Genomic DNA, 18796 nt, shown 5'->3' with positions numbered 1-18796 from the left:
ATTTACTATGTCTGATCAGGCCACCGAACGTGTATTTCAAAATGACATTATCCGGCAAATGTTGGCCAATGGCTGGCAGTTGGGTCAGCCTGAAAAATATAATCGCGAACTGGCGTTATATCCTGAAGACGTAATAGGTTTTGTGCAGCAAACCCAGGATGCACAGTGGCAAAAATTTAAAGCCCTTTACCCGCATAATGCCGAACAAAAGTTGTTGGAATTGGTGGCAGCGCAACTGAATAAAGCCGACCCGAACGCTACCCATAAAGATGCGCGCACCTTCGGCACCCTTGGTGTGCTGCGCCATGAACTGCGCGACCGCAATGTACGCATTAGCCTGTGCCAGTTTAAACCGGAGCATGATTTAAACCCCGACACCCTGGCACGTTACCAACAAAACCGGCTGCGGATTGTGCCTGAGCTGGTATACAGCCCCTGGGCAACTGAGGCGGAGCTGCTTGAGACTGGCACTAAAGCAAAAGCCTGGCGCATTGATTTGGTGCTATTCGTTAATGGTTTGCCTGTTGCCACGCTGGAATTAAAGTCGGAATTTAAACAAGCGGTAGACAATGCGCTAAAGCAATACCGCACCACCCGTTTCCCTATTTGCCCCACCACCAAAAAACCAGAGCCGCTGCTCACCTTTAAACGCGGTGCAATTGTGCATTTTGCGGTTAGCCAGTATCAGGTTTACATGGCCACGCAATTAAACGGCGCTACAACCTACTTCTTACCCTTTAACAAAGGCACCAAAGAAGGCGCAGCGGGCAACGATGTGCCTGAAGATATTTCGCGCTACGCCACCGATTACCTGTGGAATGAAGTCTTACTACCAGAGAATATTTTAAATATCCTCGCCCGCTTTGTGCATTTAAACATTGAAGAAAAAGAAGACTGGGAAGGCCGTAAGTACAAAAAAGAAAGTATGATTTTCCCACGGTATCACCAATGGGACGCCGTTAAAAAGTTACTTAATGCGGCAAAAACCGAAGGCCCTGGTCAAAAGTATTTAATTCAGCATAGCGCGGGATCAGGCAAATCTAACTCTATTGCCTGGGTTGCGCACCAACTTTCCTCGCTTTACGACCAAAAGGGCAATAAGCAATTTCATTCCGTGATTGTCGTCACCGACCGAACGGTATTGGATGCGCAGTTGCAAGATACCATCTACCAGTTTGAACATACCGACGGTGTGGTTGGGCGGATTAACCGCGAAGAGGGCGAAGGCTCAAAATCTGAAAAGCTGGCTGCGGCGCTGCAAAATTCGCAGCCGATTATTATTGTTACTATTCAAACCTTCCCGTTTGTATTGCAAGCCATTGAAAAAAGCGCAACGCTAAAAGAGCGGTGCTACGCCATTATTGCCGATGAAGCGCATTCGTCTCAAACCGGCTCTACCGCACGCAAATTAAAAGAAGTGTTAATGGTAGAAGCGCGTAACGACGGCCAGGATGAAGACGAAGAGCTAAGTGCAGACGATATTATCGCGGCCGCTGTCGCCTCGCGCCGTGTATCTACCAATTTAAGTTACTTTGCCTTTACCGCCACACCCAAAGCAAAAACCTTAGAGCTGTTTGGCCGTGTGCCAAAGCCGGATGAAGCGCCTTCTGAAAACAATAAGCCTGAGGCCTTTCATGTATACAGCATGCGCCAGGCCATTGAAGAAGGCTTTATTCTGGATGTACTGAAGAACTACACCAACTACAAAGTGGCCTATAACCTGGCGCAAAAAATTAACGATGCCGATCAGCAAGTGGATAGCAAAAAGGCCAAAGTAAAATTAAACCAATGGGTTCGCCTGCATGATCACAATATCTCGCAAAAAGTGATGGTAATTGTTGAGCACTTCAAAGATAACGTGATGGGTTTACTAGGCGGCCAGGCCAAAGCCATGGTGGTGACCAGCTCACGCAAAGAAGCCGTGCGTTATAAAACCAGTTTTGATAAGTACATTACGGAAAAGGGTTATCAAAGTATTCGGGCGATGGTCGCGTTTTCCGGCGAAGTTGAATTTAGCGAAAAAGATCCGAACTCAGCCGCACTGATTGGCGAAAAGTTTACTGAAACCAATATGAACCCGTACCTCAAAGGCCGTGATATGCGTAAAGCTTTTGATTCAGATGACTACCAGGTCATGATTGTGGCGAATAAATTTCAAACCGGTTTTGACCAGCCTAAACTCTGTGCCATGTATGTGGATAAAAAGCTTGGCGGTGTGGAATGCGTGCAAACACTCTCCCGTTTGAACCGCACCTACCCCAGTAAAGAAGTAACCGGCACTTTTGTGCTGGATTTTTTCAACGCCCCTGAAGACATTCTGGCGGCATTCCAGCCTTACTATCAAACCGCAGAACTGGCAGATGTGTCAGATCCTAATTTAATTTTTCAGCTTTACGACAAGCTGCGGGCCCAAAGCATTTTCACCTGGAGTGAAGTAGAGCAATTTTGTCGTTACTTTTATGAGAGCAACAAATCAAACGCTGCCATTGCCAATATCTGTAAGCCTGCGGTAGAACGTTGGCAAAAGCGTTACAAGTCTGCGGTAGAGGCGTTTAAGCAAGCCAAAGTCATGTTTGAGCGCACCAAAAAAACCGGCGATGCGGTATTAATAGCCAACGCTGAAAACAGTTTAAAAGACTGCCAGAAAGAAAAAGATGCCCTGGAAATTTTCAAAAAAGACTTAGGCACCTTTGTACGCTTTTATGAGTTTATGTCGCAAATCGTCGACTATGACGATACCAACCTGGAAAAGCTTTGCCTGTACGCCCGCAACTTACGCCCGATGCTGCGCGAAGCACTGATTGATGAAGATGACATCGACCTCAACAACGTGATGCTCAGCCATTACCGCGTGTCCAAAATTCGCCAGCAGAATTTACAGCTCCAGGAAAACAAGGGTGAGTACAACCTGGAGCCAAACGAAGCCTTAGGGACAGCACGGCCAAAAGATAAAAAAGAAGAGTTCCTGTCGCAAATTATCAGCCGCCTGAATGAGCTCTTCATCACCGACCACCTGACCGATGCGGATATGGTCAACTACGCCTACACCATACGCGACAAAGTCGGTGAGAATGCCTTAGTGATGACCCAAATCGCCAATAACTCACCCGAACAAGCCATGCTAGGTGATTTCTCAAAAGCGATTGACGACGCAATACTCGACAGCAATGAAGCGCAGCAAAATCAGATGATGCAGCTGTTGGCAGATCCGAAAAAATCAGCTGCATTTGCAAAGGTGGTGTTTGATTTGTTGGTGATGGGGAAAGATGTGGCGCGATAGTCATTTTCAATTAGCGTCATAGAATCGGTTCCGACGCCAAAGGAAACCGATACAGGGGGTATGGATGGCAATAAAATTTCAGCATGAATACGTCAGATTTATTGTTGAGCGCGGTGTTGGTGCTAATGATATGGTTGCCAGTAGTCCAGACTCCTATCTTTCGTATCTGCGTTCTGTGAACTCTAATCTGTCGATTGATATCGACGAAACCACCTTGTGTTCAGAGGATGATGTTCAACGGTTAGCCGCTGCTATTGAGGGCGTTCGAGCGCCAAGGACTGTCGCCAATTATGTATCGGCTATGCGCCAGTATGTGGCGATGATTCAATCGATGGATATGTCTGGGGAGACCGCTCATCATGGTGTTGAAATGAATGACGTAACAGATACACAAGATTGCACCGAAGACATCAAAATAGATGATGATACAATCGACTCTGAAAATTCAGATGAGAAACACTACTTACATTCATCATTTCGTGAAAAATTACTCGAACATTTGTTTGTTGCCGAACTGCTAAAGCGTAGCTGGGCGGAACATAGTTGTGATTTAGAAATAGCCAAGCCAGAAGTGGATAGTAAAGGCTATGATTTAATTGCAGAAAAAGGTGGAATAGTACGCCACATCCAACTCAAGTCTACTAAACGCGGCGGCAATGCTGCCCACCAGAATATTCATATCGCCTTGGCATCAAAACCTTCAGGCTGTGTTGTCTGGTTTGAATTTGATGAAAACACTTTAGAGCTGGGGCCATTCCGTTTTTTAGGCGATGAGCCTGGTAAAAAGCTGCCCCCCATCGATCATTTACCTGTAACCAAACACCCGAAAGCTAATTCCGAAGGGAAAAAAACTGAGCGACCTCAGTTACGTAAGGTGGTTAAGGGGAAATTTGACGTAATTGATAGTTTTGATGACTTGTACCGAGTGCTGTTTGGGTAAGTGAAATGGCACAGTTTAGTTGTACTAGTTCAGACTTGATCTCAGAGCTCATGCCTAAACCAATTTCAGGTTGCGCTTCACATCAAGCGGCAGGCGTTGCAGCGTTAGTTCCAACACTTCATCCGAAGTTGTTTTTGAGAGTAGTTTATCCCTCGCTTTCAACTCCCTGACTTTTTGTATCAGTTCATCTTTTGTCTTACCTTTCTCACCCGCATAAAGATTAGCCAGCTTGCTCTCTTTAGTTTTAAGGAGCTTGTCGTTTTTCTCAGCCAGCTCCTTTTGGAGTGCGCCTGCATAATTGACGGAGTGGAAAATCGCCTGCATCTTCACACCGACCACTCTGGCAACTTCTGACTTTGAAATTTCATAGTTAGATTTCTTAATAAAGTCAGTTTTTTTACTGTGTTGACGGATATACCTGAGCTTTTGTTGATAGAGGCTTTGGATTGCCTCATACGCTGCACCAGAGCTATTTGAATCAGATACCCAGTTCGGTCGGGCAGGTTGCGCTATTGATACTTCAAGCACATTTTCATCAAGAAATTCATCTAAATAATCTCTCATGCCGCATGACCTCTCTGTGCATCTGCTATCAATAGCGTTTCTTTTAGGTGCGCAATGAACTTATCGTATTTTGGGTTATTGCTGTTACGACGTAGCTCGTCCACGCGTTTTAACGCCAATTTTACCGTGTGATAATGCTGTTCTTTGATGAACCAGGGGAGTTCAGGGTTTCGACACGCAGCCACATCCTGCTTGGTGTAGATGACAATCCCGTTGTAGTTACCCTCTGCGATATCCGCATTCAGACACCCTAAACATAATCGAGGCTGGGCGTTTTGACGCTGCGGTTCGCCATTCACACTGCACTTAGCATTTTGCTGCGTTCCATCCCGAAGCAGACAACTAGCCCACGGATTTGATTTTATCGCCAAGACACGTTTTACAGCAGCCTGCGCAAGTTTTTCTTTTCGTTCTTCATCCGAATAAACGTGTGTTATCCCTACTGCTTTTGATAAGAATCGATCAACACCTCCGGCATACTCGCGATTTTCATCTTCAATACTATCCATGTGCAACCTCACCACTGAATTGATGACATGACGGGTCGCTATTTGCTGGATAATTCGGTATTCCTTGTCACGCAGATAGGCCATGAAAAAACGCTCATCAAGGTGCTTGAAGTGCGCCCTGATAAAACGTCCGACATCACCTCGATACCGCCTTAGCACTGCTTCTGCAAAGATATGCCGAAATGCATGCGGGGTTGCATAAAGCGCATCACCTAAAAACTCACCTCGAACAAAGCGGACGCCTGCTACATCCAGCTCCACTTCACCGCTTTTAAGCTTAGTCTTAGTCTCCTCGCTTAAGTGCGTATCAAACAGCGATGTGATATCGCTAGGCGCATTACCTTCAATATACGCTCTCAATCGAACACCGAATGCTTTATCAACGTTTGACTCTTGTGCCATCAATACCCTTGGCAATGCTTCATTTAGCTCCTTTTTCATCTTTATTAGCACTCGCATCGGCGCTTCATCGAATCGATAGGTGGATTCAAGCGTGTTAAGGGCGCTTTCATCCTTCTCGGTCAGTGATGCTTTCTCAGTGAGGCACTGCCATACCTCGATATCTCTGAATATCGAATAATTATTGACAAAATCCGCCCAGCAGGTAGGCATTGCTTTTTGGATCTCTGATGTGGCGTCTTCTTTTTGTTTTACCGTTGTTGCCTTATATATCGCTGGATCAGTCTTATCCGCCAGATTTAGATGCGCCAGTTGAGCTGCCAATATGTAACTGCCGAGCGTAATTTCTCTTGGTAGCGGGGTGTTGCCGCTGGTTTTTGGCACCTTCCAGCGAACATGAAAACGCCACGGGGTGTATTGGTTGTCTAACGGGTCTGGGTTGATGTCAATATCGATATTGGACAGGCTAAACCCGTATTCACTGGCTCGCCACCCTGTCAGCCCTACAAATCCGGTAGTCCCCGCATCCTCAATCAAGGAAGCCATTTTGTTAAAATATTCCATGCCATTTAGCGGATGCTTATCTAATGGAGTAGGTAAGGCGTTTGACTGAGATTTAAGAAACGCCCTAATGCCTTGGGTATCGGAAGGCATTTCTGTTCTCAGGTCAGATAGAATATTAGCAGTTATTGATTCAAACTCTGCAAATGTCACCGATAACGCGGCATCTTCATCAGGCAATGCAGCTTTGCAAAGCGTCGCTTGATATTCTTTCCAAATAGCCTGTTTGGATTTGCCATGTTCACCAAACAAATCAACAAATAGCAGCGCCCGAATAAACTCCTGCGCATCATACCGCTCAGGTAAATGGCACTCTTTTGCAATACGGTTGATGGTATCGAGCTTAAAGGCATTGACGATTAGCTCTGCCGATGTATATGCCTCAATAAACTGCTGATGCACAAACGATTCGATGGCAATCATTTTTTGCTTAGCTATGGTGATGTTACCGATAGACTCCCGCATTACCTCAATAGATTGCCCACAAAGCACTCTCCCTAAAATCCAACTCGTTGATTGTTTACAAAGCTGCAGATTCTTATTGCCCTGTGGCGCGTCAAATAACGCCTTGTGAGTATGCCGGATCGCACTAATAAAGGCACAGTGTTTCTCGAAAAGATGCAGGCAATGGTCGATGTAATGTTTACCTACATCCAACCCCAAATAGTTAAAGCTTCCTCCTTTTTTGTAATCAAGTTGCGTCATATCCATGATGGATAAGCACGATTCATTCAGCGCAGAAAGAGCTTTCTTTTCAGAGGTATCACCAACAACGTTGGTCACACCATAGCGGTTAAGGAGCTGCTTTAGTTTATTAAGTGTCAGTGGCTCGAATCTAGTGGGATAAACTGGTGCAGCTAGGCGCTTTTTTATCCCTTCTTTGGTGACATTTTGCGTTAAGCAAAGTCCATAAAATCCCTCTACATCTGAAGCATCAAGCTTGTCTAACTGCCGTGCATGCAGGTAATGAAAAAGCAACCCGAGTTTGTCGATGACTTGATGATAAGAACTTCGTCCTATCTTGACTACTGAAGCCACCTCAAGCCATATCAGCTTGGCAAACTCGATGAGATTTAGTGCAATATACTGCCCATCAAGCCTGGCGGTGATCGTCTCGGCAAATTGGACGGAGGGTTGTTCGAATAACGTAAAATCAACCGTAATTGTAATTTTTGGATGTTGGAATCGCCACACATTGTCAGCCAGCTCTGCGTTATCCAGTGGAGATAACTGGGTGAGCTTATCCTGCATCAGAGTCGATAGGGTAGTATTGACCAATAGTTGCTGGGCATGGGGGGAGATAGGCATATCAATCTCCTATGAAAGCTGAGCAGTAAAATGTGGCGGTAGATGCGACTGATATTCGTAGTACATGGCCTGACCTTTTTCAAGACTCGCTTTCGAGAAGCGCTTATTGTCAAACAGGTTCCCTATCCATTCAGCGGTAGGCAGTGCGGTGAAGAATAAAAACTCCGGCGCACACGCTCGCAGCAAAGTGTGTTTTTCCTGCAACTGCGCTAAAAAGTGCTTAAGTTTCAGAACCGTTTCAGGGCTGTCTTGAATGTATATCGTATCAGGTAAATCGCCTTCAATTTGCGAACCCGCGCTGACAAGCCCCAATTCATCGACGCGACCACTAGTTTGCTCGGTCACGACTTTAAGGCGCAACAACACATCATCGGCTCGGGCCTTAATATGCTCAACCGCTTTGGTAAACTCGCTTTCAAAAAGCTGTTTATCACTTTCGCTTGCCATAAAAACATTGACGTATAAATCCCGCATCACCGCCCGGGTGACGCGTCCGCAATTGTTTTGCCATTCCTGATTCATCTCCACCAGGTAACGGTCTCGCTCTGTATCATTAGTGTGACTTCGTGGGTTGATGAGGCTTGATGGGTCGAAAGTATCCGAACCTGCATACACTGCACTGGTTTTAATATGGACAAAGCTGAAGATGTTTTTAGGCAACGAAGTTTCGCAGGGCGTTTTAGCTCTTCGAACAGTGGTATAGCTTACCACGTTGCATAGCATTGCATGCATCGCCTTGGGAAACACAGGAGAAACCCGCTGAACTTGGTGTTTTTCATTAATGACATGCCATAGTGCCGTATCTTTGCAGGCTAAACAAAATAAGCCTGTTAAATTAGAAGGAGCAAAAGCTTCCCTTTTAATCACTTGTGTCAGCGGTTTATCCTGCGCTCTCAGCGCTGTCACATCTAGAATATATCGAAGCACTGCTTTGCCGATATCATCAGTGGTTTTTAAGGTCTCGACTTGGTGCGCATTGTTTTTTGCGCGACCTTTAAAATAATTACTTTCGATGTGGGTGATGACGCCATTTATACGCTTAACAAATTTAAAATCGCGCAAGGTAAGCTTTGGGATATCACTTGATTGCACCGTCTGATAGGCCATCAGGTAGCTAAATAGCAAGGACTCAGCCAGTGAGACTGGCATTACATCATTATCATGAGAGAAAACAGCATGCGCAAGCTGCCTTAAAAAGCCAACATCAAATAACCCCACTTCTTGTGCAGAGGTAAAGAATCCAGCGGGGTGGGCTTTCGATGTCGTTGTTATCGGTTGGTTTGCCAGTAGTTTGTCGAATATCCCTTTTCGATATTGCGGTTTAACCTCGGCAAAGACCACCAATTCCAGCGCATTCTTTAAATGAGGGATATCATCAATCAGTAGTACCAGCTTTTGTCTGAGACGATTAAGTATTTTACTCTTCGTGGCTGCTATATAGTATGTCTTCGGCTGACCATCAGGTGCGGCAATCTCTGTTAATGCCGGAATATCTTCTGGAGTAATGCCCGCCAGCCTAAAACCATCAAGGAGAGCATCTTTGCAGGTTTGTAAATACAGTAGTGCATTTTCGATGGTAATGCGAAACGAATTCATCAGCGCTTTAGGTGAGCCTAACCGCATGTATAAATCGTTGCCGATGCCAGTATCATCACAGCGAAGCCAGGTATGTTGTGAAAACCATTGATTAAGGTTTACCGCATCAACCTCACCCCTTGGCGCGGCAGAGGTGTTAGCCAGCGTTACCAGATATTCACGTTCGTAATCGGTGAGGGTTTCAGTAAACGCGCCAAGTGCCAGCGCGTCTTCTATCATTAATTTGATTCTATCAAGTCCTGTGGATTGGGTTTTCACTCCACCTTCACTGACGCGCCACGCTTCATAATCTTTAAGCCAAGCGGCACGGTTTTCATCGGTCAAATCTATGGCATCCAGATAGCACCAGACATGCCTGCAGTATCTCAGCCCATCTTTTCTTTTTTCTGGAAAATCATCCGTCATCAAGTAGCGATTCGCGGCAGCATTGAAAACGCCAAACATTAACTGGCGAGTTGGGCAGTGCTTTGGTGCTAAGGTTATTGTGAACGCGGCGTGGCTATTAATTTTTGGGATATGTAGCACAGTGGCGGTCGGGTTATATTGAAGTGGTATGACATCTTGATGCGTCTGAAACTCCTCCGCTATCAGCGCCTGTTCATCCAACATCGCTTGTTGTAATTCTGTGTCAGAGAATGTCTTTTGGGAAAGGGGGTCAGTCATATCGCCCTCCTAGCCCATAAGCCTCTTTGATGTGACAGCTTCGTATGTACGTTTTGGTTGTTTCAGGCGCTTTACCGTCTTTGGCGTTATGTCCCATAAGCTTCGCCACGAGCAGGTATACCGCTGATGTGGGTGTCACACTATCGATTTTTACCCGATGTTCTTTACATGCATCGTAAAACTTATCCGTCCCAAAGCTATGCCTTAATATGTGACCTGTGTGATCATCTTCCAGCATTTGCATATGGCCTGGTAAAGCACCGCTTCTCTGCAATTCGAACACTTTCTTTTTAGCTCGCGTAAATGCTCTCGATGCTGCGTTTTCCGCAAGCGGTGTGCCGCCATCGCTGTAGCTGGCATTGAGCAGTAGGGTGTTTTCGGTAGATTCAGGGCGCTCATTGTCATAATAGTACTTGTATCGTTCCAAAAGGCTTCGGTGGATAAAGAGTCTTCGGGATTCGCCGCCGCCAGCGTTACGAGGTGCCTTGGTGTACTGGCCTTGTAGAAAATACTCGAACTCCATTTGCTCTGGATATTGCGCCATATTCAAAAACAGCGATTTGAAACCAGAATGCTTTTTATTGCCCACCACAAAGTCCTCAAGCAACAGCCCTTGATTTTCCTTACTTCGAAGACCTAACTCACCGCCGCCGCGAAGTAACAATTCATCTCGAAGACTGTCGGTATTGGGCTTTGTTTCCTAAATCAGTTGAACTAAAACCATAGCTGGTGATCTGATCGACATAGCCCATCAACTCGCCCATCAATCGTGTCAAAACCTCAATATAAAACAATCAACTGGAAGCAATACAATCAAGCCCTGATCAATCGTGGCTCACTTACCTTCTGGATTGATGAGGACGCTATCGCCCAGTGGAAAGCTAAGGCCGAGCAACCAAGGAAAGGTCGACCACGCGTATTTAGCGACTTAGCCATTACCACCGCGCTGATGGTTAAACGTGTTTTCTCGATGCCACTACGAGCGTTACAAGGCTTTATCAACTCGGTGTTTAAACTGGCTGATATTCCGCTTTCGTGCCCACATTACACTTGCATCAGCAAACGCGCTAAAACCGTCAAGATTGCTTTTAAAACCAAGACGCGTGGCACCATTGAGCACTTGGCTATCGACTCGACAGGCTTGAAGGTTTATGGCGAAGGTGAGTGGAAAGTGAAGAAACATGGCACAGATGGCAAGCGCCGCGTGTGGCGTAAGCTGCATATCGCTGTCGATACCCATAGCCATGAAATTATTGCAGCGGAACTGAGTTTATCCGGTGTCACTGACGCTGAAGTTATGCCGAATTTGCTCAAGCAAACCCATCGCAAAATCCGCAATATCTCAGGTGATGGTGCTTACGACACAAGAGCCTGTCACGATGCCGTTCGTAGAAAACGGGCTTTAGTACTCATTCCACCGAGGGAAGGTGCCGCGCTCTGGGAACAAGGTCATCCGCGTAACTTAGCGGTCAGTTGGCAACAGCTTCATGGTTCAAATAAACAGTGGAAAAAACGGTATGGTTATCATCGGCGGTCAATCTCAGAAACAGCAATGTACAGAGTGAAGCAACTACTTGGTGGCAGATTGAGCCTGCGAAATTATAACGGTCAGGTAGGAGAAACTTACGCGATGATAAAGGCGTTGAACAAACTCACTGGGCTAGGCATGCCTGAAACTTACCGTGTAGTTTAATATTCAAACGATTATGAGGAGCTTTGCTCGCTGAATCGATTTAGGAAACAAAGCCTCGGTATTGCGGTACAAAATGGAACGCAATTCCGGAGTCAGGTATTTTACTGCGGTACGGCGTTTCGTATTTCTCTTGATTACCGACTTTAACCTAGGTTTTACCCGAATATCTTTGGCATTGGTAAATCCTGTCATCGCGAGATAATTGTAATAATCCCGAAGCGCCATCAAATACTGCTCTACCGTGTGCTCCCCAGCTCCTTGCTCTTCAATGATGACCGTGTTGATGTAGTGGTTTAATAATTCCTCAGGAATGTTGTGGTGCCTGTCGATACTGACTTGGCTATTGGCTTGACTGTATTGAATTAACCAGTTGAAGAAGTGCTTTAATCTATTATGAAGTATCGTTATCGTGACATCGGATATTTCCTCTTCTTTATATCTTGTCAATGCAAACCTATTCTCTCCATCGCAAGTCACTCTCTTCCACACAACGCCCGTTCGACTAATGGCTTTACTGAACAATGTTGGAAGCAGCAATAAAGATAGGTCTTCTGCGATAAAAACTTGGCATTGATGGTATTCAGATTTTTGAGATGTGATAAATTGCATACAGATATCCGAATTGTGATACCTGAATAGTAGTAAGAGATGAGTGAAATGGTCAATACAAATTTAGCAGTCAATTACAGCTACATATTTCGGAGAAAGAATTGCTGGCGGCCTGGGTATTATTCGCCAATCAGTTGCTCAAATATGGCTATGCTATGGCTGATTTATGAGGGGATCCTTCAGAGCAAAGCCACCATAACCACTAAGCTCAACCGTACCAAAAGTGCCAAAGGTTAGCCGTTACTCTTAAACAATTTTTTAGTCACTAATTGATGGCAGCTTAACTTCCTTCTGGATATACCAAGGCCAGCACACTTTGGGGCAGAATTACGCTAAACCTTCAACCCGCACACTTATTTCACGAAAGTCTGCGGTTAAATCATCCATGTGATTGATCATTCCTTTAATATTTAAACTTCACTTCCGCAGTGTTTGCATTTTTTGGCGGCCATTAATATATCTTCTGCACAATAAGGGCATTGTTTGGTTTGTTTTGGTGATGCTGGTATTGGATGTGCAGGTGTCGGTTCTGGTACTGTAACATTGATCGTTTTTATCGGTTCGTGACTCTTTAATGCCCAGATCAGTGCAACGACCCAACCTACAAGAGTCCATCCTAAAAAGAGATTGAGAGTGAAGATTGAATAAAAATTAGGTTGCTTTTTAAAATATGCTACGTACATAGGACAAAAATACATAAGGATTGGTACAAGAAAAATAAGAAATATACCAAACCCTTTTAGCTGTTCTGCTTGACCTTGTGCCATACCGTAACACGAAACAGTTAATAAACTTAGTGTCAACAATCTAATCAAAAACATTATAAATTCCTTTAATTATTCCAAACGTTTAGCACTGACACACCAGAAAACCTAGCTCATAATTTTGATCACTGTGGCTTCATTTGACGCGATAAATTCATCGGGGAATTCGACGTTGTTGTAGATTTTGAGCCGAAATCCGCCGCCAAGTTTACAGTGGTAAAAGAAGGCAATCAATTCTATGGGATAGAAATAAAAAATATTACTTGATTAAACTATTTTACTCCTTAGATATTAGCAAAAGATGGAACAGATATGATTTATCCGAAGCAAAGCACTTTCTCATTAGCTAAAGCTAAAGTTTTATTTGGTCTAACTGCCCTTTTAATGCGAAACTGATAAAGGGGCAAAAATGTGCTAACTCTTAATCCGCACATTCACCAAAAGAGCCAAAAAATATCAAACTATTATATAAATGATCAAACATTATTAAGAATTATCAAACTATTATATAAACGCACAACTTAAGGATTCTTGCCCCAAATAACTCAACTTCATTCACAAATTGAGGGATCTTATTGTAGAAATCCAATCCATTAAACTTTAAGTCGAAATCTCGAAGTTGCTCGTCTTGTAATAGGCACTCAAGCTCCGTTGAGTCCGTGTATGTGAATTGAGTAAATTCAGCTCGATAAGGCTTATCCGATAAGCCTGCAAAGCGGTTATATCGCCGCAATAGAAGTTCTAATGCTTCATTGTTTGACTTGCCGCTCTTAAAATCCAACAATTGACCAGCAGAAAATTTAACCCCCATTTTCCTAAGAAAATAGAATTGGTTAGTTAAACTGGGTGAATTAGTTTGACGCTCCCACCTGCTTATAGTGCCAACATCGAATTGCCCATTGGTTTTACTACTAAGGAAATGAGCAAATTCATCTTGACTAAGACCGTTATCGGCTCTAAATGACTTAATTAATTGACCAAATGACATAAATTATAAATAGTTAAAAAGGCTACACCATTACAGCTCAGCCTTTGTTTTCGGTGTGTGAATTATAGCTGGCAATCTGCGATTAGATACCAATTATTTTCAATATTGCATTCTGCAAATGATTAATATTGGTTCATCATTTTGTAGAATCTGAATAAATAACTTTGTAGATGCGATTATTTAATTAAGAAACTTTCAAGACTAGCACCGTTATCAATCGCCGCTTTTATAGGTTTCGGCATTCTCCCTTGACCTGTCCAAGTGACTTGCTCTCCATCTACAGTGATCGCATATTTGGGCGGTTTTGGCTGACGCTCACGCTTAATGGGTGTAGAGCTTAAGTCGTCAAGAGACAGCCCCGCTTCTTCGATCAAACTTTTGAGCTGTTCAATCTGAGCCAGTTTCGCTTGTTCTTGCTCTTTCAATGCTTCATCAGCTGCTTTGCGATCTTCGACAATAGCGTTTAACTTTTCTTGTACTTCAATTAATTGCTGCGTTGTCAGCTCTTTTACTGACGCTTTAAATCTTCTTGCATGTAATAAAATAGATTGAAATTCTGTTATTTCAACTTCCGACATGATGATTCCTTTTTGAAAATAAAATCTTAATTTATATTAATCTTTTATTTAACCGCCGACAACGCTTATTAATTTTTGGCCTTTACGCTTACAGCATGTGTATTTCCTCCAAAGCATAAAGACATAATTTCTATTTTGAACATAAGGTTCATTTGTTCCGATTTCGCTAGTTATTCCGCTAATTGGAAGTACGGAGCAACTATCTGTCGGTGCTGGCCATAACGCTTTCCATTTGCCGTTTTCAATATCAACTTTTGGCTTTGTATTAGGCGGATAATAAAATCTTGGATTCTCATCTGGCATAGGGACTTGAATATGATTAGAGCTGAAACTGTCATAACCTGAAACGATATTTGCCGCCCTAAGCGAAGTGATTGCAGCACTAATAAATGGTGAAGAATTGTTAGTCCCCCACCCTACTCGCGGATATAAACTGCCCCACATTGCCGAACCGTCATAAACTCGCTTAAGCATGTTAGGGAAGTAAAGTAATGCTTCAATAAAGCCTGCTCGCCATTCAAACCAATCTAAATCCGAATGGTAATAGGTCTGCAGCGGGTTAACTGGCGACTCACAATAACCCACATTCCCCAATACACCGCCAAGAACAGAGTTATGTAAGCTAAGCATTGGGTTCCCCATTAAGTGAGCACTACGAAACCCTTCTGTGCTGGATGAATTGTTTTCCAGCTTGAGCGGGAGCCCTCCAAGCGAACCAGCTGTAGCGCTGCCAAGGGTATTGGACACCGAGTTTTGCAATTTCCCAGAAAGCAAAGGTGTATTGCTTTGTTTGTGATAAACCTCAGTAAGCGCATCCGGCGAATAGAACTCTACAAGCGTAGAGTACCGAATGCTCACTACTGGCCAGTTCACATAAAGCCAAATGCACATGCCTGTAGGCTTCCAATCAATGCATGTTAAATCCATGCCTGCAGCATAAATTTCCGATAACTCAGTTTCTAATGCCTCGGCTTCTTTACCCTCGTCGGCACTGGCGTTACCAGCAAAACCTAAAAACATAGAAACAATCATTGCAGCTAAGGCTAATCTAATTTTCTGCATGACTGTTTCGCCACTGATTAACTGCTGTATTTACTGAAACGCCATAAACAACGTATTCGCCATTGATAACCACGGCAGGGTATCGGGTTAGGCCGTAGGTGGTTGCCTTGCCTAGCCCTTTCCATGCACTTTCTAATTCCGGCTTTTGTTTTGTCGCTAGAGCGGTTACTTGGTTAACTATGCGCTGCTTATAACGCTCAAGCCCTTCATCGCTTGCAGCCTCTACTTGAGTAATGGGCGGTAATGACAGACTGGCCTCCTGTTCTAACCTATCGGCATTGTCGATTATGTATACTTCAAGACCATTAGCTGACGGGGGGACATTTACAACCTGTTCAGCCAAGCTGTAAGGTGTAAACACCTCAACCTTAGCCGGTATCCAACTATCCGAATGAGCTTGCATACTGAAAATTGAAAGAAGGGCGCCAAACATGGCTGCGCCCCGGAGCTTGTGAACCCGCATTAAATGATCCCTCGCAACTCATCCAACTTGCGCCCTAAATAAATGGCCGCATCAACTTCTGTGTTCGGTAAGCCAAGTTCTGCCATTTCGCGCATGGTTTTAGCTCGCTTGGTCTTTTCCTCTTTATCTGTTTGGGACAAAGTTAGAATTGTTGATGGTGGAACGGCGCGGAAAATCTCTTGCATTTTCTTACCGAGAATGACTCCTTCGGTGTACTTCAAGTCCTCCTTCTTACAAGTCGTAATCATGTTTACCTGTTCTTCTGTAAGCGACTTGTATTTAGCGATTAACTCAACTTCCTGAGGGGAAGCCAGCATCACAATGTACCACTCGATCATCGTTAACAGCTTTTCAGCTTCTGCAGGGAAGTCAGTAATGTTCTGAGTGATAAACCAAGGATTCACACCTATTTTACGGAACATTTTGACCATTTTAATGATAAACGGAGCAAGTAGCGGGTTTACCGTGACTAAGTGAGCTTCGTCAATAAACAGTAAAATCGAACGGCCTGAGTGCTGTTCCTTTTCAGCCAAGTTGTTGATGTACTGTAGCAACCCCGTCAAACAGGTTGCCATTTGAGCTTCATAGCCTGACCGAGAGAAATGGCCAACGTCCAGAATTACAACGTCTGCGTCCGGGATGCCGTCACCGTCAGCGGAATTGAATACTGCATTTTCAAAAGTCCCACTTTCACACCAAGTAGCCATGCCGCCAGCCATGCTCGATGCGGCGCTTCTGCGCTTCTCGTCAAAGCCGCCCCACTCACCACGAGCAGCTGAGGCTAATCGCTCAACAACATGACTTGGGCGAGTGATAGTCCCTTGTTCTCTTGCGTCCTTTGCGGCCTCAATGATGCTCTTGCGTAGTAACTGCCTGTCTGCACGCATGTATTGCTCATACTCACGCTTTTCACCACCTGTAATCATAATGAGGGCGATGATCTCAAGTTCACCTAGAACGTCGCGATCTGCGTCATCATCCGGTTCACTCAGTTTGTCAATGTCGCCTTCGGAGCTAATCAGCTCTGCAATATCGCCCACGTTACTCGCGTTTTGCTCTGCCTGCTCGATAGCCATGTCATCAACTAAGAGTTTGGCGGCGTCCTTAAACACGGCCAATGTCGATTTTGAGCTAGGGGAATACGATAACTTCTCTACTGTCAGGTCGTGGCGTTCCATCCAATCGCCAATCAATCCGAATGAGTTGCCGGGGTCGATAATAAATGCCTTAGGACGATGAACTGCCATTATCTGTGCGAGTAGGGCGTTAGCCGTGGCAGACTTCCCCGAACCGGGAGCGCCTAGTACCAAACCAAATGAATTTGATGTTTTATCCGCTTTACTCAACGGATCGACAGACAGTGGGCTACCACCTCGATTGTAGAAGCTGAATCCCACATTACCGGAACCTTCACTTCGCCCATACGCAAATGAAAGGTTAGCTACATGCTGAGCCCAGGTAGGTTTTTGATAAATGTTGCCCTTATCCATTGCAGGGTTAAATACCATTGGCATTGATAACATAAAGGCTTTAAGGCCGAATGAGTCTGCCTTTTCTTTAATTGGGCGCATTCCAGCATTACTTAAAACTGTAACCACTTGCTGAGAATTCTTTCTCAGTTCAGTCAAGTTTTTACCGCTTACGTAGATCCCTGAAAAGTTACGTACAATCGAATCAGAGCGGCCAAACTCAGCGGCGACTTGCTGTAGTTCCTCTTGCTTACGCGCCGTAGCCAAACTATCACCGACCGCATTATCAGCCTGACGTTTTAGAAGCAACTCAAAATCTGTTTGTGGGCAGATAATTGTCGTTGAGGCAAACATTGAGTTAGGCGGCACTTTATCCAAGGTGCATTCAATGCGTTGGTTCTCGCCAACACCATCGACTACTTCACCCGTTAACTGGCCGATCCGAGGTGGATTCCGACAACCAGCGATACGAATAAAGCGTGTTGGAATTTCATCTAAAAACCAGCAGTTGTTTTTATTATCCGACCTTGGGGGTGTACCAATAAGCGCCTCAGTGAGTGCGCCTTTAATTGGCAGTTCACCATCGGCCTCACGCGCTAAAATGCTTTCATAGGTCTTGTAGTAATGTTCTGGATCATCCGAATCTGGTTGTGGATTGAAAAACCGAATTAGCCAACCGAAAAACTCTTTCGGGGTATCCTCTTTCAGAACATACCCTCCACTTGTCAGAGTCTTTACTGCTTGCTCACAGATTTCATTCACTTCGGCGGCAGGACAGAACTCAGCATCTTTCATGTCCGAGTTTGTGCAACGACGATAGATCACCAGCTTCGTGCGACGATAACAGCCACGCCATGCAGCTCTTGTCACTTCGTTATCAACGAATATGCCCTCAGCTTTACGGCTAATCCCCTTTAAATGGGTACGCATCATCTCCGCATAAGCCGTTGTGTAAACAGTGCCTTTGGCGTGTGGGGCTGCGTAATCTTCAATCTGGTCTGCCAAGTCGTGAATACGTGGGTCATCAAATGAGAATTGCTGAATAACCCACTGGCCACCGTTCAGAGGTAACTCAGTGAAAGTCTGTTCAATAAACTCTTTCATCTTTTCACGGTACCCAACCAGCGTTTTAGGGCTTCTCCCTTCGGTCGGCAAGGGGTTTACCGTAAAGACTTTGGCGCGGCTAAATCCATCTTCAAGAATGAATGTCCCTGTTGCTGAGTCATATCCGGTGTAAGGTAGTAGGTCAGGGAAACTAGGTAAATCACGCTTATACAGTTTCTCTACGTCCTTTTTTGATAAAGGTTGCTTTTGTCCGAGCAATGAGCGGATTGCATTACTGATCATCTT

Annotated in this window: 13 protein-coding genes; 3 read left to right on the top strand and 10 right to left on the bottom strand. The window is 44.7% G+C overall.

Annotation, left to right across the window (positions count from 1 at the left end; translation table 11 throughout):
• Positions 1-7: 7 nt before the first annotated feature.
• Together N7386_RS23120 and N7386_RS23115 are read left to right on the top strand one after the other, a co-directional pair.
• The gene (locus N7386_RS23120; protein WP_279771407.1) at positions 8-3280 is read left to right on the top strand and encodes a DEAD/DEAH box helicase family protein; all 3273 of its coding nucleotides are present in this window, start codon (positions 8-10) and stop codon (positions 3278-3280) included.
• Positions 3281-3344: 64 nt separating this feature from the next.
• Complete coding sequence (locus N7386_RS23115; protein ID WP_279771404.1) at positions 3345-4220, top strand: phytanoyl-CoA dioxygenase family protein; 876 nt, start codon at positions 3345-3347, stop codon at positions 4218-4220.
• Positions 4221-4274: 54 nt separating this feature from the next.
• Here the strand turns inward: N7386_RS23115 and N7386_RS23110 are convergent, their stop codons facing one another.
• Genes N7386_RS23110 through N7386_RS23095 form a run of 4 tightly spaced genes read right to left on the bottom strand, consistent with a single transcriptional unit; the run spans position 4275 to position 10484 of the window.
• On the bottom strand, positions 4275-4784 hold the full coding sequence (locus N7386_RS23110) for a hypothetical protein (RefSeq protein ID WP_279771402.1): 510 nt from the start codon (positions 4782-4784) through the stop codon (positions 4275-4277).
• A complete protein-coding gene (locus tag N7386_RS23105; RefSeq protein WP_279771400.1) occupies positions 4781-7561 on the bottom strand; it encodes a hypothetical protein in 2781 nt (926 codons plus the stop codon). Before N7386_RS23105 ends, N7386_RS23110 begins: the two co-directional genes overlap by 4 nt.
• Before the next feature lie 9 nt (positions 7562-7570).
• The gene (locus N7386_RS23100) at positions 7571-9820 is read right to left on the bottom strand and encodes a hypothetical protein (RefSeq protein WP_279771398.1); all 2250 of its coding nucleotides are present in this window, start codon (positions 9818-9820) and stop codon (positions 7571-7573) included.
• Positions 9813-10484, bottom strand: coding sequence for a hypothetical protein (locus N7386_RS23095; RefSeq protein WP_279771396.1), 672 nt, complete (start codon positions 10482-10484; stop codon positions 9813-9815). The genes N7386_RS23100 and N7386_RS23095 overlap by 8 nt, the downstream gene beginning before the upstream one ends.
• Before the next feature lie 105 nt (positions 10485-10589).
• Between N7386_RS23095 and N7386_RS23090 the strand changes: the two genes are divergently transcribed.
• Positions 10590-11513, top strand: a complete 924-nt coding sequence (locus tag N7386_RS23090; protein WP_069455281.1) for an IS5-like element ISSpu11 family transposase — start codon at positions 10590-10592, stop codon at positions 11511-11513.
• A gap of 3 nt (positions 11514-11516) precedes the next feature.
• On the opposite strand, the gene N7386_RS23085 is transcribed toward N7386_RS23090, so the two are convergent.
• From N7386_RS23085 to N7386_RS23060, 6 genes are all read right to left on the bottom strand, one after another.
• A complete protein-coding gene (locus tag N7386_RS23085) occupies positions 11517-12122 on the bottom strand; it encodes a hypothetical protein (RefSeq protein WP_279771394.1) in 606 nt (201 codons plus the stop codon).
• A gap of 410 nt (positions 12123-12532) precedes the next feature.
• Entirely contained in the window at positions 12533-12943 is a 411-nt protein-coding gene (locus tag N7386_RS23080; protein WP_197721454.1) for a superinfection immunity protein, read from the bottom strand.
• 1107 nt (positions 12944-14050) lie between these two features.
• Positions 14051-14452, bottom strand: a complete 402-nt coding sequence (locus N7386_RS23075) for an H-NS family nucleoid-associated regulatory protein (RefSeq protein ID WP_014611656.1) — start codon at positions 14450-14452, stop codon at positions 14051-14053.
• A 48-nt stretch (positions 14453-14500) separates the two neighbouring features.
• On the bottom strand, positions 14501-15514 hold the full coding sequence (locus N7386_RS23070; RefSeq protein ID WP_014611655.1) for a TraU family protein: 1014 nt from the start codon (positions 15512-15514) through the stop codon (positions 14501-14503).
• Entirely contained in the window at positions 15501-15947 is a 447-nt protein-coding gene (locus N7386_RS23065) for a DUF1525 domain-containing protein (RefSeq protein ID WP_195742684.1), read from the bottom strand. Before N7386_RS23065 ends, N7386_RS23070 begins: the two co-directional genes overlap by 14 nt.
• Positions 15948-15976: 29 nt before the next feature.
• A complete protein-coding gene (locus N7386_RS23060; protein WP_014611653.1) occupies positions 15977-18793 on the bottom strand; it encodes a conjugative transfer ATPase in 2817 nt (938 codons plus the stop codon).
• Positions 18794-18796 lie beyond the last annotated feature (3 nt).

This window comes from Shewanella sp. GD04112, from assembly GCF_029835735.1.
Lineage (GTDB): Bacteria > Pseudomonadota > Gammaproteobacteria > Enterobacterales > Shewanellaceae > Shewanella.
The sequence above is the reverse complement of the archived record's forward strand: the minus strand, read 5'-3'. Positions and strand labels throughout refer to the sequence as shown.